Annotated in this window: 22 protein-coding genes; 17 read left to right on the top strand and 5 right to left on the bottom strand. The window is 61.0% G+C overall.

Annotated elements, in window-relative coordinates; all coding sequences use genetic code 11:
• Positions 1 to 3 precede the first annotated feature (3 nt).
• From ACN1C3_RS07415 to ACN1C3_RS07355, 13 genes are all read left to right on the top strand, one after another.
• Positions 4 to 1,308 (top strand): cobyrinate a,c-diamide synthase, encoded by a 1,305-nt coding sequence (locus ACN1C3_RS07415; RefSeq protein WP_419115156.1) that lies wholly within the window; start codon positions 4 to 6, stop codon positions 1,306 to 1,308.
• Complete coding sequence (gene bluB, locus ACN1C3_RS07410; protein ID WP_419115155.1) at positions 1,305 to 1,955, top strand: 5,6-dimethylbenzimidazole synthase; 651 nt, start codon at positions 1,305 to 1,307, stop codon at positions 1,953 to 1,955. Before ACN1C3_RS07415 ends, bluB begins: the two co-directional genes overlap by 4 nt.
• Positions 1,952 to 2,860 (top strand): adenosylcobinamide-phosphate synthase CbiB, encoded by a 909-nt coding sequence (gene cbiB, locus ACN1C3_RS07405; RefSeq protein ID WP_419115154.1) that lies wholly within the window; start codon positions 1,952 to 1,954, stop codon positions 2,858 to 2,860. Before bluB ends, cbiB begins: the two co-directional genes overlap by 4 nt.
• The gene (gene cobD, locus ACN1C3_RS07400; RefSeq protein WP_419115153.1) at positions 2,853 to 3,845 is read left to right on the top strand and encodes a threonine-phosphate decarboxylase CobD; all 993 of its coding nucleotides are present in this window, start codon (positions 2,853 to 2,855) and stop codon (positions 3,843 to 3,845) included. The genes cbiB and cobD overlap by 8 nt, the downstream gene beginning before the upstream one ends.
• Positions 3,842 to 5,293 (top strand): cobyric acid synthase, encoded by a 1,452-nt coding sequence (locus ACN1C3_RS07395; RefSeq protein WP_419115152.1) that lies wholly within the window; start codon positions 3,842 to 3,844, stop codon positions 5,291 to 5,293. Before cobD ends, ACN1C3_RS07395 begins: the two co-directional genes overlap by 4 nt.
• A gap of 132 nt (positions 5,294 to 5,425) precedes the next feature.
• Positions 5,426 to 5,947, top strand: coding sequence for a bifunctional adenosylcobinamide kinase/adenosylcobinamide-phosphate guanylyltransferase (gene cobU / locus ACN1C3_RS07390; protein ID WP_419115151.1), 522 nt, complete (start codon positions 5,426 to 5,428; stop codon positions 5,945 to 5,947).
• Positions 5,944 to 6,999 carry a nicotinate-nucleotide--dimethylbenzimidazole phosphoribosyltransferase gene (gene cobT / locus ACN1C3_RS07385; RefSeq protein ID WP_419115150.1) on the top strand — a complete coding sequence of 352 codons (1,056 nt, stop codon included), beginning with the start codon at positions 5,944 to 5,946 and terminating at the stop codon, positions 6,997 to 6,999. The genes cobU and cobT overlap by 4 nt, the downstream gene beginning before the upstream one ends.
• Entirely contained in the window at positions 6,996 to 7,568 is a 573-nt protein-coding gene (gene cobC, locus ACN1C3_RS07380) for an alpha-ribazole phosphatase family protein (protein WP_419115149.1), read from the top strand. The genes cobT and cobC overlap by 4 nt, the downstream gene beginning before the upstream one ends.
• A gap of 2 nt (positions 7,569 to 7,570) precedes the next feature.
• The gene (locus ACN1C3_RS07375) at positions 7,571 to 8,302 is read left to right on the top strand and encodes an adenosylcobinamide-GDP ribazoletransferase (RefSeq protein WP_419115148.1); all 732 of its coding nucleotides are present in this window, start codon (positions 7,571 to 7,573) and stop codon (positions 8,300 to 8,302) included.
• A 202-nt stretch (positions 8,303 to 8,504) separates the two neighbouring features.
• On the top strand, positions 8,505 to 8,909 hold the full coding sequence (locus tag ACN1C3_RS07370; protein ID WP_419115147.1) for a MarR family winged helix-turn-helix transcriptional regulator: 405 nt from the start codon (positions 8,505 to 8,507) through the stop codon (positions 8,907 to 8,909).
• Between the two features lie 52 nt (positions 8,910 to 8,961).
• A complete protein-coding gene (locus ACN1C3_RS07365; protein WP_419115146.1) occupies positions 8,962 to 10,170 on the top strand; it encodes an MFS transporter in 1,209 nt (402 codons plus the stop codon).
• Positions 10,167 to 10,289, top strand: a complete 123-nt coding sequence (locus ACN1C3_RS07360; protein WP_419115266.1) for a hypothetical protein — start codon at positions 10,167 to 10,169, stop codon at positions 10,287 to 10,289. Before ACN1C3_RS07365 ends, ACN1C3_RS07360 begins: the two co-directional genes overlap by 4 nt.
• 196 nt (positions 10,290 to 10,485) lie before the next feature.
• Complete coding sequence (locus tag ACN1C3_RS07355) at positions 10,486 to 11,037, top strand: glutathione peroxidase (protein ID WP_419115145.1); 552 nt, start codon at positions 10,486 to 10,488, stop codon at positions 11,035 to 11,037.
• Between the two features lie 77 nt (positions 11,038 to 11,114).
• Here ACN1C3_RS07355 and ACN1C3_RS07350 read toward each other — a convergent pair whose 3' ends face one another.
• From ACN1C3_RS07350 to ACN1C3_RS07340, 3 genes are read right to left on the bottom strand one after another with little or no spacing between them, the layout of a single operon-like run.
• Positions 11,115 to 12,164 carry an alkene reductase gene (locus tag ACN1C3_RS07350; protein ID WP_419115144.1) on the bottom strand — a complete coding sequence of 350 codons (1,050 nt, stop codon included), beginning with the start codon at positions 12,162 to 12,164 and terminating at the stop codon, positions 11,115 to 11,117.
• A gap of 20 nt (positions 12,165 to 12,184) precedes the next feature.
• The gene (locus ACN1C3_RS07345; RefSeq protein WP_419115143.1) at positions 12,185 to 13,351 is read right to left on the bottom strand and encodes an MFS transporter; all 1,167 of its coding nucleotides are present in this window, start codon (positions 13,349 to 13,351) and stop codon (positions 12,185 to 12,187) included.
• A gap of 26 nt (positions 13,352 to 13,377) precedes the next feature.
• On the bottom strand, positions 13,378 to 13,680 hold the full coding sequence (locus tag ACN1C3_RS07340) for an ArsR/SmtB family transcription factor (RefSeq protein ID WP_419115142.1): 303 nt from the start codon (positions 13,678 to 13,680) through the stop codon (positions 13,378 to 13,380).
• 154 nt (positions 13,681 to 13,834) lie between these two features.
• On the opposite strand from ACN1C3_RS07340, the gene ACN1C3_RS07335 reads away from it, so the two are divergent.
• On the top strand, positions 13,835 to 14,407 hold the full coding sequence (locus tag ACN1C3_RS07335; protein WP_419115141.1) for an ACP phosphodiesterase: 573 nt from the start codon (positions 13,835 to 13,837) through the stop codon (positions 14,405 to 14,407).
• 87 nt (positions 14,408 to 14,494) lie between these two features.
• Here ACN1C3_RS07335 and ACN1C3_RS07330 read toward each other — a convergent pair whose 3' ends face one another.
• The gene (locus ACN1C3_RS07330; protein WP_419115140.1) at positions 14,495 to 15,289 is read right to left on the bottom strand and encodes a lysophospholipid acyltransferase family protein; all 795 of its coding nucleotides are present in this window, start codon (positions 15,287 to 15,289) and stop codon (positions 14,495 to 14,497) included.
• The gene (olsB, locus tag ACN1C3_RS07325) at positions 15,289 to 16,044 is read right to left on the bottom strand and encodes an L-ornithine N(alpha)-acyltransferase (protein ID WP_419115139.1); all 756 of its coding nucleotides are present in this window, start codon (positions 16,042 to 16,044) and stop codon (positions 15,289 to 15,291) included. Before olsB ends, ACN1C3_RS07330 begins: the two co-directional genes overlap by 1 nt.
• A 156-nt stretch (positions 16,045 to 16,200) precedes the next feature.
• On the opposite strand from olsB, the gene ACN1C3_RS07320 reads away from it, so the two are divergent.
• From ACN1C3_RS07320 to ACN1C3_RS07310, 3 genes are all read left to right on the top strand, one after another.
• Positions 16,201 to 17,076 carry an acyl-CoA dehydrogenase gene (locus ACN1C3_RS07320; RefSeq protein WP_419115138.1) on the top strand — a complete coding sequence of 292 codons (876 nt, stop codon included), beginning with the start codon at positions 16,201 to 16,203 and terminating at the stop codon, positions 17,074 to 17,076.
• 239 nt (positions 17,077 to 17,315) lie between these two features.
• Complete coding sequence (locus tag ACN1C3_RS07315; protein WP_419115137.1) at positions 17,316 to 18,407, top strand: serine hydrolase domain-containing protein; 1,092 nt, start codon at positions 17,316 to 17,318, stop codon at positions 18,405 to 18,407.
• Positions 18,404 to 18,733: an amidase gene (locus ACN1C3_RS07310; RefSeq protein ID WP_419115136.1), complete on the top strand. Its 330-nt coding sequence runs from the start codon at positions 18,404 to 18,406 to the stop codon at positions 18,731 to 18,733. The genes ACN1C3_RS07315 and ACN1C3_RS07310 overlap by 4 nt, the downstream gene beginning before the upstream one ends.
• The last annotated feature ends 42 nt before the right edge of the window (positions 18,734 to 18,775 follow it).

Genomic DNA, 18,775 nt, shown 5'->3' with positions numbered 1-18,775 from the left:
AGCATGAGTGATGCACGTCATTGCCCGGCGGTATTGATCGCCGCGCCGGCTTCCGGTCAGGGCAAGACCACCGTGACCGCCGCGCTGGCCCGTTTGCATCGCAATCAGGGACGCAAGGTTCGGGTGTTCAAGTGTGGTCCGGACTTCCTCGACCCGATGATTCTCGAGCGCGCCAGCGGTGCGCCGGTGTATCAACTGGACATGTGGATGGTCGGCGAACAAGAAAGCCGTCGTTTGCTGTGGGAAGCGGCGGGCGAGGCTGACCTGATTCTGATCGAAGGGGTCATGGGCCTGTTCGACGGCACGCCGTCCAGCGCCGATCTGGCGCGGCACTTTGGTGTGCCGGTGCTCGCAGTGATCGACGGCACGGCCATGGCCCAGACCTTCGGCGCCCTGGCCTTGGGCCTGGCGCGTTATCAGCCGGACTTGCCGTTTGCCGGTGTGCTGGCCAACCGTGTTGGCACCTTGCGCCATGCGCAATTGCTCGAAGGCAGCCTGACCGAGGGCCTGCGCTGGTATGGTGCGTTGTCCCGGGAAACCGGGATCGAACTGCCGAGCCGTCACCTGGGCCTGGTGCAGGCCAGCGAATTGAATGATCTGGACCTGCGCCTCGACGCGGCGGCCGACGCCTTGGCCAGCAGTTGCGAAGTGGCGTTGCCGCCTGCGGTCGAGTTCGCTGCGCCTGACGTTGTAGTCGCGGAACCCTTATTGGCCGGAGTACGGATTGCCGTGGCCCGCGATGAAGCGTTCGCGTTCACCTATGGCGCGAGTCTGGACCTGCTGCGGGCGATGGGCGCCGAGTTGCTGTTCTTCTCGCCGATTCATGACCGTGAATTGCCTGAGGCTGACAGCGTGTACCTGCCGGGCGGATACCCGGAATTGCATCATGTGGCGCTGGCGGAAAACGCCACGATGCTGGCTACGATCCGCGCACACCATGCTGCCGGTAAGCCGTTGCTGGCTGAATGTGGCGGCATGTTGTACTTGCTCGACTCCTTGACCGATGTCGAGGGGCAACGCGCCGAACTGGTGGGATTGTTGGCGGGCGACGCGGTGATGCAAAAGCGTCTGGCGGCGTTGGCCTTGCAGGCGGTTGATCTGCCGGAAGGTTCGTTGCGCGGTCACACCTATCACCATTCGCTGACCAGTACGGAGCTGGAGCCGATTGCCCGTGGCCTGAGCCCTAATGGTGGACGGGGTGCAGAAGCGGTTTATCGTGACGGTCGAATGACCGCGTCCTACGTGCACTTCTATTTTCCTTCCAACCCGTCGGCAGTGGCCGCGCTGTTTGCGCCTGATCCAACATGACTGACAACGCATTTTCTGCGCACGAACGCGCGGCGGTCTACCGAGTCATCGGCGAGCGCCGCGACATGCGCCACTTCGCTGGCGGCACCGTCGAGCCTGAACTGCTCAGACGCCTGCTCGAAGCCGCCCATCAAGCCCCCAGTGTTGGCCTGATGCAGCCGTGGCGGTTTATCCGCATCACCGACCGTCCATTGCGCGGCAAGATCCAGCAACTGGTGGAAGAGGAACGCGTGCGCACCGCCGAGGCGCTGGGCGAACGGTCCGACGAATTCATGAAGTTGAAAGTCGAAGGCATCAACGACTGCGCCGAAGTGCTGGTCGCCGCGCTGATGGATGATCGCGAGCGGCATATCTTTGGTCGCCGGACCTTGCCGGAAATGGACATGGCCTCGTTGTCCTGTGCCATTCAGAATCTCTGGCTGGCATCCCGCGCCGAAGGTCTGGGCATGGGGTGGGTGTCGTTGTTCGAACCCCAGGCTCTGGCTGATCTGCTCGGCTTGCCGGCCGGGGCCAAGCCGCTGGCGGTGTTGTGTCTGGGACCGGTGAAAGCATTTTATCCGGCGCCCATGCTGGTGCTCGAAGGCTGGGCGCAGCCGCGTCCGCTGAGTGAATTGCTGTATGAGAATTATTGGGGAGTGAGTCAATGAGTGTGGCGTTGTTGAGTGTCGCTGCGGTTGCGCTGGATGCGCTGCTGGGCGAACCCAAACGCTGGCATCCGCTGGTGGCGTTCGGCCGTTTTGCTGATCGCATCGAGCAACGTTTCAACTCCGGCGGCCGTGGCTGGCGCAGCCATGGCGTCACCGCCTGGGTGCTGGCGGTTCTGCCGCTGACTCTGTTAGTGACGGCCTTTTCCTGGCTGCCCTATGTCGGTTGGCTGGTCGAGATTCTTGCGCTGTATTGCGCCCTTGGCCTGCGCAGCCTCGGCGAGCATGTCGAGCCGGTCGCTCAAGCGTTGCGCAGCGATGACCTGGACGAAGCACGGCGGCGAGTGAGTTATCTGGTCAGCCGTCAGACCAGCGAGCTGGATTCAACAGAAGTCGCCCGGGCCGCCACCGAATCGGTGTTGGAAAACGGCAGCGATGCAGTGTTCGCCGCGTTGTTCTGGTTTGCCGTCGCCGGAGCGCCGGGCGTGGTGCTGTATCGCCTGAGCAATACCCTGGACGCGATGTGGGGCTATCGCAATGAACGTTTCGAACGCTTTGGCTGGGCTGCGGCGAAGATCGACGATGGGCTCAACTATATTCCTGCCCGTCTGGTTGCCCTGACCTACGCGCTGTTGGGCAAAACCCGTCTGTCATTGAAATGCTGGCGGACTCAGGGCTCCACCTGGGACAGCCCGAACGCCGGTCCGGTGATGGCGGCGGGCGCAGGTGCCTTGGGCGTCGAGTTGGGCGGGGCGGCGATCTACCACGGTGAACTGCATCAGCGTCCGCAACTCGGTGAGGGTGCGCCGGCTGACGCCAACTCTATCGACCGAGGCTGGCAATTGGTGCAGCGTGGTGTGTGGTTGTGGCTGCTGATTCTCTGCGTGGGAGCTGAGTTCTATGCTTGAGCACGGTGGGCGGTTGCGCAAGGCAGCGCTGCACTACGGCATTGCCGAAGCCGATTGGCTGGACCTGTCCAGCGGCCTCGCGCCCTGGCCGTGGCCGGTACCGGAAATTCCGCTGCGGGCCTGGGCGCGCTTGCCGGAAACCGATGATGGTCTCGAACAGGCGGCCTGCGAGTATTACGGTGCGGCTCAAGTGCTGCCGGTACCGGGTTCGCAAGCAGCGATTCAGTTGCTGCCGCGTTTGCGCCGCGCCGGTAAGGTGGGCGTGCTTTCGCCCTGTTACGCCGAGCATGCCGAGGCCTGGCGTCGTGGTGGCTACATCGTGCGGGAAGTGCTGGAACAGGAAGTTGACTTCTTTGTCGACCACCTCGACGTGCTGGTGGTGGTCAACCCGAATAACCCGACTGGCCTGAGCCTGACCCCGGGGCGCTTGCTAGATTGGCATGCGCGATTGGCGCAGCGCGGTGGCTGGCTGGTGGTCGATGAAGCCTTTATGGACAACACACCGCACTTGAGCCTGGCCGCGCATGCCAATCAGGTCGGGTTGATCGTTTTGCGTTCGTTCGGCAAGTTTTTCGGCCTCGCCGGTGTACGGCTTGGCTTCGTGCTGGCCGAGCGCAAACTGCTCAAGTTGTTGGCCGAGCAGGTCGGACCATGGGCGGTCAGCGGGCCGACGCGGGTGGTGGGGCAGGTTTGCCTGCGCGATACGGACGGGCATGCCCGGCAACGCCAGCGCAGCGAAGAGGCCAGTCAGCGTTTGGCGCAAGTACTTGAGCGCTATGGCCTGAAACCGCAAGGTGGTTGCGCCTTGTTCCAATGGCTGATCACCGCCCGCGCTGAACAGTTGCACGAGTTCATGGCCCGACGCGGCATTCTGCTGCGCCTGTTCACCCACAACAGCAGCCTGCGTTTCGGCTTGCCGGCCGATGAAGCCGATTGGCTGCGCCTCGAGCAAGCCTTCGAGGCCTACACCAAGGAAGCGCCATGACCACGCTGATGGTGCAAGGCACCACTTCGGACGCCGGTAAAAGTACGCTGGTAACGGCGCTGTGCCGCTGGCTGACCCGCCAGGGCGTCAGCGTCGTGCCGTTCAAACCGCAGAACATGGCGCTTAACAGCGCGGTAACGGCGGACGGCGGCGAAATCGGTCGTGCCCAAGCGGTGCAGGCTCAGGCCGCCAATCTTGAACCGCACACTGATATGAACCCGGTGCTGCTCAAGCCCAACAGCGATACCGGCGCACAGGTGATCATTCATGGTCGCGCGGTGACCAGCATGAATGCCGTGGCCTATCACGACTACAAAGCCATCGCCATGCAGGCGGTGCTGGCCTCTCATCAACGCTTGAGTGCCGCTTACCCAGTGGTGATGGTCGAGGGCGCCGGCTCGCCGGCCGAGATCAATCTGCGTGCTGGCGATATCGCCAACATGGGCTTTGCCGAAGCGGTGGATTGCCCGGTGCTGCTGATCGCCGATATCAATCGCGGCGGGGTGTTCGCCCATTTGGTGGGGACTTTGGAGTTGCTGTCGGCCAGCGAACAGGCACGAGTCAAAGGCTTCATCATCAACCGTTTTCGAGGCGATATTGCCTTGCTGCAACCCGGTCTCGACTGGCTCGAAGCGCGCACCGGCAAGCCGGTGATCGGCGTGTTGCCGTATGTCATGGACCTGCACCTGGAAGCCGAAGACGGCATTGATCAACGTCAGACCGACAAGGTCGAGCAGGTGCTGAAAGTCGTTGTGCCGGTCTTGCCGCGCATCAGCAACCACACCGATTTCGATCCGCTGCGCTTGCACCCGCAAGTCGATCTGCAATTCGTCGGCCCCGGCCAGCCGATTCCGAGCGCTGACCTGATTATTCTTCCCGGCTCGAAAAGCGTACGCAGCGACCTCGCGTACCTGCGCGCCAACGGCTGGGACACGGCCATCGCTCGGCATCTGCGTTACGGCGGCAAACTGCTGGGGATCTGCGGCGGTTTGCAGATGCTCGGTGAGCACCTGCACGACCCGTTGGGCCTTGAAGGGGCGGCAGGCTCGAGTGACGGTCTGGGCCTGTTGGCATTTGCCACGGTCCTTGAAGAAGAGAAGCAATTGCGCAACGTCCGTGGCCGTTTGGCCCTGGAAGACGCGCCCGTCAGCGGTTATGAAATTCATGCCGGCGTCACTACCGGCGCCGCGCTGGAGCTGGCTGCCGTGCATCTGGACGACGGTCGCCGTGATGGCGCACAAAGTGCCGACGGGCAGATTTTCGGCACCTACCTGCATGGCTTGTTCGAATCGCCGGCGGCCTGCAGTGCGCTCTTGCGTTGGGCAGGTTTGCAGGATGTGCAGGAGGTGGATTACCACGGCCTGCGCGAGCGTGACATTGAGCGGTTGGCTGATTTGGTCGAGCAGCATTTGAATACGGGTCTGTTGCGTGAACTCTGTGGGATTTAGTCCGATTGTTATGTCCCCACCGCGAGCAAGCTCGCTCCCACATTGGATCTCCAGCGTTCACCAGATCCCTGTGGGAGCGAGCTTGCTCGCGATGAGGCCAGCGGCCTCACCGCTAAATTAAGGATTTCAAACATGCTGCAACTGATCCTCGGCGGCGCTCGCTCCGGCAAAAGTCGTCTGGCTGAAAAACTCGCTTCCGACAGCGGCCTGGCGGTGACTTATATCGCCACCAGCCAGCCGCTGGATGGCGAGATGAACGAGCGGGTTGCTCATCACCGTGCCCGCCGTCCCGCTGAATGGTCTTTGATCGAAGAGCCGCTGGAGCTGGCCCGTGTGCTGCGCGAAACCGCGAGCACCGAGCGTTGCCTGCTGGTGGATTGCCTGACCTTGTGGCTGACCAATCTGCTGATGCTGGACAACCCCGAGCGTCTGGCGGCCGAGCGTGAAGCGCTTCTGGAGAGCCTGGCATCGTTGCCGGGTGAAATCATTTTTGTCAGCAACGAGACCGGTCTCGGTGTCGTGCCGCTGGGCGAATTGACTCGCCGCTATGTCGATGAAGCCGGTTGGTTGCATCAAGCCCTGGCTGAGCGCTGTCAGCGTGTCGTACTGACCGTCGCCGGCCTGCCCCTGACTTTGAAAGGAACTGCGTTATGAGTAACTCCTGGTGGCTGAATCCGTGCAAAGCGATCGACACCCAAGCTTACGAGCAGGCGGCGGCTCGTCAGCAGCAACTGACCAAACCGGCCGGTTCTCTTGGGCAACTGGAAAGCGTTGCGGTGCAATTGGCCGGGTTGCAGGGGCGGGTCAAACCGAGCCTGAATCAGCTATGGATTGCGATCTTTGCCGGTGACCACGGTGTCGTCGCCGAAGGTGTGTCTGCGTTCCCCCAGGAAGTTACCGGGCAGATGCTGCACAACTTCGTCAGCGGCGGTGCGGCTATCAGCGTACTGGCGCGGCAGCTGGGCGCGCAGCTGGAAGTGGTCGATCTGGGCACCGTCACCCCTTCGCTGAATCTTCCGGGCGTGCGTCATCTGAAGATTGGCGCTGGTACACAGAACTTCGTCAACGGCCCGGCCATGACTCAAACCCAAGGCGAATTGGCCCTGGAAGCCGGACGTGACAGCGTGCGCCGTGCCATTTCGGCAGGGGCTGAACTGTTTATCGGCGGCGAGATGGGCATCGGCAACACCACCGCCGCCAGCGCCTTGGCTTGCGCGTTGCTCGATTGCCCGGTGGCGCATCTGGCTGGGCCGGGCACTGGTCTGAATGCCGCAGGTGTCAGCCATAAAGCGCAGGTCATCGAGCGAGCCCTGACGTTGCATGCCGCTCAGCGCGGTGATGCGTTGCAAACTCTGTTCAACCTCGGTGGTTTCGAAATCGCAGCGCTGGTCGGTGCTTACCTGGCGTGCGCGCAGGAAGGCGTGGCGGTGCTGGTGGACGGTTTCATCTGCAGTGTCGCGGCATTGGTCGCGGTGCGCTTGAATCCGGCCTGTCGCGACTGGTTGCTGTTCGGTCATCGCGGTGCCGAGCCGGGTCATCGTCATGTGCTGGAGGCCTTAAAGGCCGAGCCGTTGCTGGATCTCGGTTTACGCTTGGGCGAGGGCAGTGGTGCCGCGTTGGCGGTGCCGTTGTTGCGACTGGCTTGCGACCTGCACGGTCAGATGGCGACCTTCGCTGAAGCGGCCGTGGCGGATCGTCCGGCATGATGCACCTGGACCTGCTGCGTCACGGCGAAACCGAACTCGGTGGTGGCTTGCGTGGCAGTCTGGATGATGCGTTGACGGCCAAAGGCTGGGAGCAGATGCGCGCGGCGGTGCTGGAAAAGGGGCCGTGGGATCGGCTGGTCAGCTCGCCGTTGCAACGTTGCGCACGCTTCGCAGAGGAACTGGGCGAGCGCCTCGGGTTGCCGGTGCAGCTGGAAAAAGACCTGCAAGAACTGCATTTCGGTGCCTGGGAAGGGCAGAGTGCAGCGGCACTGATGGAAACCGACGCCCAAGCCTTGGGTATGTTCTGGTCTGATCCTTACGGATTCACCCCACCAGAGGGCGAGCCGGTCATAGCGTTTTCGGCGCGGGTGCTGGCGGCGGTTGAGCGGCTGCACCACGCCTATGCCGGTGAACGAGTATTGTTGATCAGCCATGGCGGCGTGATGCGTTTGCTGCTGGCTCAGGCTCGAGGTTTGCCTCGCGAGCAATTGCTCAACGTTGAAGTCGGCCACGGTGCGCTGTTTTCGCTGCGGGTCGAGGCCAATGCGACCTTGAGTGAAGAGGTCTGAACATGCTGCCTTTCTGGATCGCCCTGCAATTTCTCAGCAGCTTGCCGATTCGTCTGCCGGGTATGCCGCAGCCGCAGGAGCTGGGCCGTTCCTTGCTGTTTTATCCGCTGGTCGGGTTGCTGTTCGGTGCGCTGTTGTGGGTATTGAACGGGGTGCTCGCTGGATCGCCGTTATTGCTGCACGCCGCATTGCTGCTGACGGCCTGGGTCTTGCTCAGTGGCGGTTTGCATCTGGATGGCCTGGCCGATAGCGCTGATGCCTGGCTTGGTGGTTTTGGTGATCGTGAACGCACTCTGACGATCATGAAGGACCCACGCAGCGGGCCGATTGCGGTCGTGACGCTGGTGTTGGTGCTGTTGCTCAAATTCGCCGCGTTGCTGGCGTTGATCGAGCAGCAGCACAGCGTCTTGTTGATCCTGGCGCCATTGATCGGCCGCAGCGCCTTGCTCGGATTGTTCCTGACCACGCCTTATGTGCGCGCCGGTGGATTGGGACAAGCGTTGGCGGATCATCTGCCGCGTGTGGCCGGCAAGCAGGTATTGCTGCTGAGTGCGCTGGTCTGTGTGCTGATCGCAGGGTTCAGTGGTGTGTTTGCCGTGGTGCTGGCGGTGGTGGTGTTCTTCTGGTTGCGGCAAGTGATGATGCGGCGGTTGGGCGGGACTACCGGTGATACGGCGGGGGCGATGCTGGAATTGTTGGAGGTTGCGGTGTTGGTTGGGTTGGCGTTGGTCTGACAGGTATTTTCTGACTGGTCTGCCGTCATCGCGAGCAAGCCCGCTCCCACACTTGATCTGTGTCAGTCCACGATGGCGTGAACGGCGCAGAACTAATGTGGGAGCGGGCTTGCTCGCGATTGCTATCGATCAGACGGTACAGAAGTGCGGTAGTAATCGCTCAAAACTTGCTTTCATTTAACCGCGGGTATATACACGCACTATGCTTCCTTCCCAGTGTTTATGCACCAACCTGCGTCGCGCCGCTCGAGGCGTCAGCAGGCATTACGACGGCGCTCTCGACGGCTTCGGGATCAATGTTGCGCAGTATTCTTTGCTGTGTAATTTGCAACGTCTGGACCAACCGAGCATTTCGACCCTGGCCCACGCCATGGGCCTGGACCGCAGCACCTTGGGGCGTAATCTGCGGGTGCTGGAGGGCGAAGGTCTGGTCACGCTGGTCGAAGGTGAAGATCATCGCAATCGCGTCGTGCTGCTCACCGAAACCGGGCGAGAGCGACTGGCGGCGGCTTTGCCGGCGTGGGAAGCGGCGCAACAGCGTTTGATTGAGAAACTGGGGGCGCAGAAGCGGGAAACCTTGCTGGCCTTGCTGGATGAGCTTGCCTGAAGGCAATAAGTCCGATCATAAGCGGGTATATACCCGTTAGTGGAGAATAAGAATGACATCGATGTGGCGTACCAGCGGTTGGGTTCTTCTCGGGAGTGCGCTGATCCTCGCGTTGTCCTTGGGTGTGCGGCATGGCTTCGGACTGTTTCTGGCGCCGATGAGTACTGAATTTGGCTGGGGGCGGGAGGTGTTTGCGTTCGCCATTGCCTTGCAGAATCTGATCTGGGGTCTGGCGCAACCCTTTACCGGTGCGCTGGCCGACCGTTTCGGTGCGGCGAAAGTGGTGCTGATCGGCGGCGTGTTTTACGCCTTGGGGCTGGTGTTCATGGGGTTGTCCGACTCGGCCTGGTCGTTGTCGCTGAGTGCCGGTTTGTTGATCGGGATCGGCCTGTCAGGTACTTCGTTCTCGGTCATTCTGGGCGTGGTCGGGCGTGCCGTGCCTCCAGAAAAACGCAGCATGGCCATGGGGATCGCCAGTGCTGCCGGCTCCTTCGGCCAGTTCGCCATGTTGCCCGGCACGCTTGGGTTGATCGGCTGGCTTGGCTGGTCCGCGGCGCTGTTGGTGCTGGGTTTGCTGGTGGCGCTGATCGTGCCGCTGGTGAGTATGCTCAAGGACAACCCGTTGCCCGTATCGGGCCATGAGCAGACCTTGTCCGAGGCCTTGCATGAAGCGTGCTCGCACTCTGGTTTTTGGCTGTTGGCGTTCGGCTTTTTTGTCTGTGGTTTTCAGGTGGTGTTTATCGGCGTGCATTTGCCGGCCTATCTGGTGGATCAGCATCTGCCGGCAACCACGGGCACCACGGTGTTGGCGCTGATCGGCCTGTTCAATATCTTCGGGACCTACACCGCTGGCTGGCTCGGCGGACGGATGTCAAAACCGCGCCTGCTGACCGGGCTGTATCTGTTGCGTGCCGTGGTAATTGGCCTATTCCTGTGGGCGCCGGTCACGCAGGTGAGCGCCTACCTGTTTGGCATGGCCATGGGCTTCTTATGGCTGTCGACCGTTCCGCTGACCAACGGCACGGTGGCGACACTGTTCGGTGTGCGGAATCTGTCTATGCTCGGTGGTATCGTTTTCCTGTTTCACCAGTTGGGCTCGTTCCTGGGTGGCTGGTTGGGTGGGGTTGTCTACGACCGAACCGGCAGCTATGACTTGATCTGGCAGGTGGCGATTCTCTTAAGTGTGTTGGCTGCTGCGTTGAACTGGCCGGTGCGTGAACGACCGGTTGCGCGTCTGCAAACACAGATGAGTGCGGTGTGAACAGGTTCTGGCCATGGTGCGTGGGCTTGAGTGTCGGCGCGTTGCTCCTGGCGTTGGCCTGGTGGGGCTGGCATCAGGGCGGCCTGGCACTGATGCAACTGGGCATGGGCACTTGTTAGGAGGGGCTGCCCCGTCTTCGCCGCAACACCTGTAGGAGCACGGCTTGCCGGCGATGGCGTACTTGAGACCGTCATCGTCGGAACGCCGCCCGGACCAATCGAGCGTCGACCGGCTGCTCCTACAGAAAGCCACTTACTAGCTCGGCTCAAGGACGAGTAACTTCGCCGTCTGACGACCTGACAAGGACACTGAACAATGCTGATGCGCTGGTTTGCGGTTCCAACTCTACTCGTGGCTTTCGGCGGTTCGGCACTGGCTGCCGGGTGTCCGTCGCTGTTGCAAGGCTCATTGCCGAAATTACATGCCAAGGAATCCGTCGATCTGTGCGAGCGCTTCGCCGGCAAGCCGCTGGTGGTGGTCAATACCGCCAGTTTCTGCGGCTTCGCTCCACAGTTCAAAGACCTTGAGGCCTTGTACCAGAGTTACAAGGAACAAGGGCTGGAGGTGGTCGGCGTTCCTTCCAATGATTTCAAGCAAGAGTCCAAGGACGGCGCCGAAACGGCCAAAGTCTGTTATGTGGACTACGGCGTAACGTTCACCATGACCGAGCCGCAAAAAGTTCGAGGCCCCGACGCGACCCATTTGTTCAAGATCCTCGCCGAGCAGAGCAGTGCGCCGAAGTGGAATTTCTACAAGTACGTGGTCAACCGCCAGGGCAAGGTGATTGCCAATTTTTCCAGCCTGACCAAACCCGACAGTCCGGAGTTTATTGAAGCGGTGGAAAAAGCCCTGGCTTCAAAATCCTGATCGCCGACCACTAAAAAAGCCCCGGTTCTTTCGAGTCGGGGCTTTTTGGTTTTACGCAGACGCGTCCTGAATACGGTTTACAGCACCGGGTAGTCGATGTAGCCGACCGGACCCTTGGCGTAGAACAGTTCTGGACGCGCTTCATTCAGCGGTGCATCGGCTTTCAGGCGCGCCGGCAGGTCCGGGTTGGCGATGAAAGGCACACCGAAGGCAACCGCATCGGCCTTGCCGCTGGCGAGCCAGGCATTGGCGCTGTCTTTGGTGAAACGCTCGTTGGCGATGTACGGGCCGCCGAAGGCTTCTTTCAGTTGTGGGCCGAGGCTGTCGCCGGCGTCTTTCTCGCGGGAGCAGATGAAGGCGATGCCACGTTTGCCCAGTTCGCGAGCGACGTAGGTGAAAGTCTCGGACAGGTTGTCGTCGCCCATGTCATGGAGATCGGCACGTGGTGACAGGTGCATGCCGACGCGACCGGCGCCCCAGACTTCGATCGCAGCGTCAGTCACTTCCAGCAACAGGCGCGCACGATTTTCCAGGGATCCACCGTATTGGTCGGTGCGCTGGTTGGTGCTGCTTTGCAGGAACTGGTCGAGCAGGTAACCGTTGGCGCCGTGGATTTCCACACCGTCGAAACCGGCGGCCTTGGCGTTTTCGGCACCCACACGGTAAGCGTCGATGATGTCGGCGATTTCAGCGGTTTCCAAGGCTCGCGGGGTCGGGAAGTCGGCCAACGGACGAACCAGGCTGACATGGCCTTTAGGCTGGATGGCACTCGGAGCGACCGGTGCTTCGCCGTTCAGGTAAGACGGGTGGGAAATCCGACCCACGTGCCACAGTTGCAGGAATATTTTGCCGCCAGCACCGTGGATCGCTTTGGTCACGTTGCTCCAGCCGCGCACCTGGTCGTTGGACCAGATACCGGGAGTGTCCGGGTAGCCCACGCCTATCGGCGTGACCGAAGTGGCCTCGCTGAGGATCAGCCCGGCGGAAGCGCGTTGTACGTAGTACTCAGCCATCAGCGCGTTCGGCACACGGCCTTCATCGGCGCGGCAGCGGGTCAGCGGCGCCATGATGATGCGGTTCGAAAGCTCCAGGTCGCCGAGTGTGATGGGATCGAAAATAGTGGTCATGGATACAACCCTCTTGATGATTAGTTGGTAGCAGGGGCCAGCTCGGCATTGCCGCTCTGACGAAAAGTAATCAGGGTCACCAGCAGTGCGAGGACCGCCAGTGCTGCAGCGGCCAGAGGCACGCTGGTCAAGCCGAAACCGTGGGCAATCACGCTGCCGCCAACCCAGGCGCCGAGTGCGTTGCCGATGTTGAAGGCGCCGATATTCAGGGTCGACACCAGGTTCGGTGCGGCCTTGCCGAAGGTCACGACATTCACTTGCAGGGCCGGAACGGCGGCGAACGAGGCGCTGGCCCAGAGGAACAGGGTGATTTCGGTCGGGATCACCGCGACGCTGGTCCAGCTCAGTACAGTGGAGACCACCGCCATCGAGATGAAGACGCCGATCAAGGTGGCGGCCAGGCGTTTGTCCGCCAGCTTGCCGCCGATGATGTTGCCGACGGTCAGGCCAAGGCCGATCAGCAGCAATGTCCAGGTCACGCCGTTTGGCGAGACGCCAGTGACGTCACCCAGCAGCGGTGCAACGTAGGTGAAGAGGGTGAACATCGACGCTGCGAATAACGCGGTCATGCTCAGCGACAACCAGATCCCGGCGCCTTTCAGGGCGGCCAGCTCCGAGCGCATATCGAGTTTCTCTTCATCGCGTTTGGCGGGCAGGAAACGGATCAGGCCGATCAGCGCGATCACACCGATAACAGTCACGGCCCAGAAGGTCGAACGCCAGCCGGCTTCCTGGCCCAGTGCGGTGCCCAGCGGTACGCCGAGAACGTTGGCCAGGGTCAGGCCAGTGAACATCAAGGCCACCGCCGAAGCGCGTTTGTTAGCCGGCACCAGGCCAGCAGCTACTACGGAACCGATACCGAAGAAGGCGCCGTGACACAGAGCAGTCACGACCCGGGCGAACATCAGTACGTCGTAATCACTGGCCAGCGCACACAGCAGGTTGCCGATAATGAAGATGCCCATCAACGCGACCAGTGCAGCCTTGCGTGGCAGTTTGGCGGTGGCCAGTGCCATGAACGGCGCACCGATGGCCACGCCCAGGGCGTAGCCGGTCACCAGCCAGCCGGCGCCGGGAATCGACACGCCGAGGTCAGCCGCCACTTCAGGCAGCAAGCCCATGATGACGAACTCGGTGGTGCCGATGGCGAAGGCGCTCAGGGCCAGAATAAGTAGCGAGAGGGGCATTGTGCAGTCCTTTGTAAAGCTCTGGGTCAGAGCTCTTTACTAATGGCGCGGAGGAATTCCTGAATGGTTTCCTCGTTGCGTTTGAAGAAGTGCCATTGGCCGACTTTCCGGCTGCTGATCAGACCGGCACGCTGCAAGATCGCCAAATGCGCGGACACGGTCGATTGCGACAGGCCGCAGCGTTGATCGATCTGTCCGGCACAGACGCCGTGCTCGTTGCTGTGACTCTGGTCGGGAAACTCGACCGTCGGGTCTTTGAGCCAGTGAAGGATTTCTCGCCGTACTGGGTGCGCCAGGGCTTTTATTATTTCGTCGAGGTCGATGGTCATGGCAGTGCTCGGGGTGGGTAAAACGTTATATCGCGATGGGGCGAACTTTAAATCGGTATTTCGCGATATACCAATATGATTTTGATCTGAGATCAGCGTAAATCGATATATCGGGTTATAACGATATTGTCGGCGTGGTGCTAAGCTGCGCTCTATGAACTATCTCGCACATCTACACCTTGGCGGTCAGCGCCCGGGTCAACTGCTCGGCAGCCTGTATGGCGACTTCGTCAAAGGTCGGCTGCAAGGACAGTTCGATCCAGAGATCGAGGCCGCGATTCAATTGCACCGCAGCATCGACATGTTTACCGATCGCCATCCGCTGGTGGACGTGTCGCTGTCGCGGTTTTCGGTTACGCGGCGGCGTTACGCCGGCATCGTGCTCGATGTTTTTTTCGATCACTGCCTGGCCCGGGATTGGGCGTTGTATGCTGACCGGCCGCTGGAGCATTTCACCTCGGACGTTTACCGAGTGCTGGCCGCTGAACCCCGATTGCCAGGGCGCCTGGCCGAGATCGCTCCCCACATGGCGGCGAATGACTGGTTGGGTTCTTACCGGGATTTTGTGGTGCTGGAGCAAGTGCTGCGGGGGATTTCGCGGCGCTTGACGCGGCCGGAGGAGTTGGCAGGAGCGATGCAGGAATTGGAAAAGTTGTATGAACCGTTGAGCGAGGACTTTCGGTTGTTCTATCCGCAGCTTCAGGATTTTGCGGCGCAGCGCATATAGATAAGATCAAAAGATCGCAGCCTTCGGCAGCTCCTACAGGGTGTACACCATTTAAATGTAGGAGCTGGCGTAGCCTGCGATCTTTTTTTAGGCAGCGACCAGCTCGCCGGCACGACGCGGTTGCGCAGGCTCGACAATTTCACCAAACAACGCTTTTTGCACCGCTTGCTGTGCCTGGAAGGCCAGGGCGGCGCGTTCCTGGCCGTGACAGGCAATCGGTTTGAGCAGATGAATTTCCACCTTACCCTGATCATTGGCGAACAAACGCATCAGGTGTGACAGCAGGTCATCGTCACCAATGAACGGCGCCAATGGATCGACCTGTCCATCACGCAAGTACCGAATGGCCACCGGTTGCAGTGCAACGTCGGCGTCAATGGCGGCGGACAACAAGCGGCCGTGGAAGGTGCGCAGCGAACGGCCGTCGGTGGTGGTGCCCTCCGGGAACATCAGCAGCGGATGCTCCTGCTCCAGATGACGGCTCATCTGTTTGCGGATCAACTGGCTGTCGCCCGAACCGCGACGGATAAACAGACTGCCGGCCTTGGCCGCCAGCCAGCCGGCGACCGGCCAGGTGCGAACCTCGGCCTTGGACAGGAACGACAGCGGTGTCAGCATGCCAAGCAATGGAATGTCGGTCCATGACACATGGTTGCTGACCCACAGCATTGGCTGTTGCGGCAGTTCACCGTGAACGGTCACGCGAAAGGGCAGGGCATTGCCCAGCCGGGCCATGAAAAACCGTGACCAGCGCTGACGCCGGACCATGGAATTGGCCATGCCCATGCGCTCGAACAGGCCGAACACGCTGGCCATGCTCAACCCCAGCGTGACCACCACCAACACCCGCGCAATCCGCGCGTACACCCGCAACCGGCTCATCAGACTGCCGCCTTGAAGTGCCGTGCATAACGTGGGCACAACTCGTCACGCTTGAGCAGGATGAACACGTCGGCGACCTGGAAGTCTTCGTCCCAGCAGGGTTCGCCGCAGATTTTCGCCCCCAGACGCATGTAAGCCTTGAGCAGTGGCGGCATTTCGGCGATCACGTTGGACGGGATGTCGAGGGCAGGCAGTGGCTTCTTCGGTTCGGCGCGCAAGTGTTCGGTGCACAGGTAACGTTCGCGCAGGCGTTGCATGATCGCCTGGGCCTGAATCCCGCCGTCTTGCATCGGGATGCTGGCGCAGCCCATCAAGTAGCTGTAACCCCCTTCGTTGAGCACTTCAGCCAGTTCGCCCCAAAGTACGGCGATGGTGCCGCCATTACGATATGCCGGGTCAACGCAGGTGCGGCCGATTTCCAGGATCGGGCCTTTGAGGTGCACGAGGCCGTGCAGACTGAATTCCTCTTCACTGTAGAAACGCCCCAGACTGCTGGCGGCCTGATGGTCGAGCAAGCGGGTGGTGGCAACCAGACGACCCGTGTTCAGGTCACGTACGCCGATGTGGGCGCAATGAACATCATAGTCATCCATGTCCAGACCGAGCTCCGCGCCTTTCAGTTTGGCATTGAATTCGCCGCTGAAAACGTTGAAGCGCAAGGTTTGGGCTTCCTGCAAGGCCTCGACACCGATCAGGCGTTCGGCTTGCAGGCGGCGTTCATTGCCGGTGTCGCTGATGCGGGCGATCTGAGTCATTGCGAATCTCCGTACGGGCTACTCACCCGTCTTGGGTTGCAGCCGATCGACTTTCTTTATGCAAATTTGTTGTGCAAAGTCAGGCTATGTAGCCCCGGTGTCATCGCCATTAAGCTTTGGTGATGCTTATATGACAGCCCCCCAGAGGACCCTCTTATGCCTTGGCAAGCCTTGTTGAACCGCTGCGAACGTCTGCCCGCCAACCCGGATCTGGCAGAAGGCTATTCGGTGTTGTTACAGCAGTTGGGCAGCGTGACGCCGTTCGAACTGGCGGTGCGCGGCGGTCGGTTGATGGCGACGCCGGGGCTGGCGTTTCTGGTGGGCTATCAGGCCGCGTTACGTATGCTGTGGCCCAGTGCGCCGCCGAGCCTGGGCGCCTTGTGCGCGACCGAGCAGCGCAGCCTGCGCCCGGCGGACATGCAAACCCGTCTCGATGACCTGCGGCTGAGCGGGCACAAGGATTTCGTTACCGCCGGCGACGCGGCGGACTGGCTGCTCATTGCGGCGCGCTGCGAGGCACCAGGTGAATCGGCGCGTTTGAGTCTGGCGGTGGTTTACCCCGGTGAGCCCGGCGTACGCCTGGAAAAACTGCCGGCCATCCCGTTGATGTCGGACATCAGCCACGGTCGTCTGTTTCTCGACAATGCCCTCTGTGAGTTGCTGGCGGGGGATGGTTGGGATGCTTACGTCAAACCGTTCCGCACGCTGGAAGACATCTATGTGCTCAGTGCCATGAGCGCCTGGTTGTATGGCGTCGGTCAGGACTGCGACTGGCCGCAGAGTCTGCAATTAAGGCTGTTGGCACTGCTGGCCGGGTGTGCGGAAGTCAGTCGGCAGAGCCCGAACTCGAATGCCGGGCATGTGTTGCTGGGTGGTTTGTTCGCGCAGTTTGATTCCCTCAAGGCTGAGTTGAATGACGCCTTCAACGATGGCCCGGCGCAATGGGCGGAGCTGTGGCTGCGTGATCGGGCGGTGCTGGACCTGGCCACCGGGGCGCGGGCCAAGCGACTAGCGAAAGCGTTGGCGCGCTGAAGGCGATGAATTTCCTGTGGCGAGGGAGCTTGCTCCCGCTGGATTGCGTAGCAATCCCAAAACCTGCAACTGCGTTTTATCAGACAAATCGCTTTAGCCTGATTTGCGACTGCTGCGCAGCCGAACGGGAGCAAGCTCCCTCGCCACAGGTTTAGTGTCGTCTTTGGAGTTGCGGGTACTTTCAAAACTGTCATCTATCTCAACTAGGCTCAGCAGGTTCATCCTCCTGAGTGCCCGCCATGTTCAAAGGCTCGACCCTGCTGCTTGCGCTGCTCTTCATAAGTGCTCAAGTCGTCGCCGAAAACTGGCCCACTGAAACATGGTCCCAAGGCCCACAGATCACCGGTCCGGCGCAAGCCCTGGAGGATTACACCTTTGAGACCCGCGACGACATCACCCACAAAGGCATCCGCACCGATGCCTTGCTGGTAATCCGCGACGGTCAGTTGATTTACGAACGCTATGCCGGGCCGACCCGCGTCGATACACCGCATCTCACCTGGTCCATCAGCAAAAGTCTGATGGCCGCCGTGTTGGGCGTGGCGTATGGCGAGGGGCGTTTTGCATTGCAGGACGCTGCGGCGAAATTCTATCCGCCGTTGCAAAAGCATCCGGCGATTTCCATGGCTGATCTGCTGCACTGGGCGTCAGGTCTGGATTGGCAGGAAGACTACGAATATGCCCCACTGAAGTCATCGGTGGTGGCCATGCTCTACACCCGTGGCCGCAGCGATATGGCCGCGTTCGCCGCTGATCATGGAGAGTTCAGCGCGCCGGGTCAGGCATTTCGCTATTCCAGTGGTGACAGCAACCTGTTGTCTGGCGCACTGAAAAACATGCTGGGCGCGAAGTATCCGGATTATCCGTGGACCGCGTTGTTCGAACCCTTGGGCATTCGCAACGCGGTGTGGGAAACCGATGCCAGCGGCTCTTTTGTTGCCTCGTCCTATGCCTACCTCACCGCCCGCGATCTGGCGCGGATCGGTCTGCTGATGCAACGCGACGGTCGTTGGGGCGATCGGCAGGTGCTGCCCAAGGACTGGGTCGAGTTCAATCGCCAACCGTTTGCTCACTATCAAGCGAACCAGGATGACGCTGTGCCGGGCGGTCAATGGTGGCTTAATCGCGCAGTAGATGGCGCTGCCAAACCCTGGCCAGACGCGCCCGCCGATACCTTCGCCGCGCTGGGGCATTGGGGGCAGGCGATGTATGTCATCCCCAGTGAAAATCTGGTGATCGTGCGCTATGGCGATGATCGTGACGGCAGTTACCGGCACAACGAACTGCTCAAACGCGCCTTGGCCGCCTTTGCCCCGCAGGTGCAGCCATGAGCCGCCAAAGGTTTGTCCGCCGCAGGCCGTTCAGCAGTCTGCTGATTTTGCTGGTGGTGGCGCTACTGGGTTGGGGCTGGCAGGAGCGGCTGGCGTTGCAGGCGTTTCCGGACATTATCAGCGCCTACACCGCCAAGGAGTACTGCTCTTGCCGGTATGTGATGAACAATCCGGTGGAGTATTGCGCTGCCTATGTGAAGCAATATCTGCCAACCAGCGCTTTTTTTGATGACGCGGTGAGCAAGCATGTGACGGCCAGTGGTATGGGCCGAACCAATACCGCCGCTTGGATTGGTACACGCCAGGGTTGTCGACTATTGCCTTGAACACCGCGCTTTTGTGGCGAGGGAGCTTGCTCCCGCTGGAGT

Origin of the sequence: Pseudomonas sp. H11T01 (genome assembly GCF_048515765.1) — a bacterium.
Taxonomy (GTDB): Bacteria; Pseudomonadota; Gammaproteobacteria; order Pseudomonadales; family Pseudomonadaceae; genus Aquipseudomonas.
The sequence above is the reverse complement of the archived record's forward strand: the minus strand, read 5'-3'. Positions and strand labels throughout refer to the sequence as shown.

Bases quoted from the DNA above. Each gene is read 5' to 3' on its own strand.
- ACN1C3_RS07415 (WP_419115156.1), top strand. From the start codon at position 4: ATGAGTGATGCACGTCATTGCCCGGCGGTATTGATCGCCGCGCCGGCT.
- bluB (WP_419115155.1), top strand. From the start codon at position 1,305: ATGACTGACAACGCATTTTCTGCGCACGAACGCGCGGCGGTCTACCGA.
- cbiB (WP_419115154.1), top strand. From the start codon at position 1,952: ATGAGTGTGGCGTTGTTGAGTGTCGCTGCGGTTGCGCTGGATGCGCTG.
- cobD (WP_419115153.1), top strand. From the start codon at position 2,853: ATGCTTGAGCACGGTGGGCGGTTGCGCAAGGCAGCGCTGCACTACGGC.
- ACN1C3_RS07395 (WP_419115152.1), top strand. From the start codon at position 3,842: ATGACCACGCTGATGGTGCAAGGCACCACTTCGGACGCCGGTAAAAGT.
- cobU (WP_419115151.1), top strand. From the start codon at position 5,426: ATGCTGCAACTGATCCTCGGCGGCGCTCGCTCCGGCAAAAGTCGTCTG.
- cobT (WP_419115150.1), top strand. From the start codon at position 5,944: ATGAGTAACTCCTGGTGGCTGAATCCGTGCAAAGCGATCGACACCCAA.
- cobC (WP_419115149.1), top strand. From the start codon at position 6,996: ATGATGCACCTGGACCTGCTGCGTCACGGCGAAACCGAACTCGGTGGT.
- ACN1C3_RS07375 (WP_419115148.1), top strand. From the start codon at position 7,571: ATGCTGCCTTTCTGGATCGCCCTGCAATTTCTCAGCAGCTTGCCGATT.
- ACN1C3_RS07370 (WP_419115147.1), top strand. From the start codon at position 8,505: ATGCTTCCTTCCCAGTGTTTATGCACCAACCTGCGTCGCGCCGCTCGA.
- ACN1C3_RS07365 (WP_419115146.1), top strand. From the start codon at position 8,962: ATGACATCGATGTGGCGTACCAGCGGTTGGGTTCTTCTCGGGAGTGCG.
- ACN1C3_RS07355 (WP_419115145.1), top strand. From the start codon at position 10,486: ATGCTGATGCGCTGGTTTGCGGTTCCAACTCTACTCGTGGCTTTCGGC.
- ACN1C3_RS07350 (WP_419115144.1), bottom strand. From the start codon at position 12,164: ATGACCACTATTTTCGATCCCATCACACTCGGCGACCTGGAGCTTTCG.
- ACN1C3_RS07345 (WP_419115143.1), bottom strand. From the start codon at position 13,351: ATGCCCCTCTCGCTACTTATTCTGGCCCTGAGCGCCTTCGCCATCGGC.
- ACN1C3_RS07340 (WP_419115142.1), bottom strand. From the start codon at position 13,680: ATGACCATCGACCTCGACGAAATAATAAAAGCCCTGGCGCACCCAGTA.
- ACN1C3_RS07335 (WP_419115141.1), top strand. From the start codon at position 13,835: ATGAACTATCTCGCACATCTACACCTTGGCGGTCAGCGCCCGGGTCAA.
- ACN1C3_RS07330 (WP_419115140.1), bottom strand. From the start codon at position 15,289: ATGAGCCGGTTGCGGGTGTACGCGCGGATTGCGCGGGTGTTGGTGGTG.
- olsB (WP_419115139.1), bottom strand. From the start codon at position 16,044: ATGACTCAGATCGCCCGCATCAGCGACACCGGCAATGAACGCCGCCTG.
- ACN1C3_RS07320 (WP_419115138.1), top strand. From the start codon at position 16,201: ATGCCTTGGCAAGCCTTGTTGAACCGCTGCGAACGTCTGCCCGCCAAC.
- ACN1C3_RS07315 (WP_419115137.1), top strand. From the start codon at position 17,316: ATGTTCAAAGGCTCGACCCTGCTGCTTGCGCTGCTCTTCATAAGTGCT.
- ACN1C3_RS07310 (WP_419115136.1), top strand. From the start codon at position 18,404: ATGAGCCGCCAAAGGTTTGTCCGCCGCAGGCCGTTCAGCAGTCTGCTG.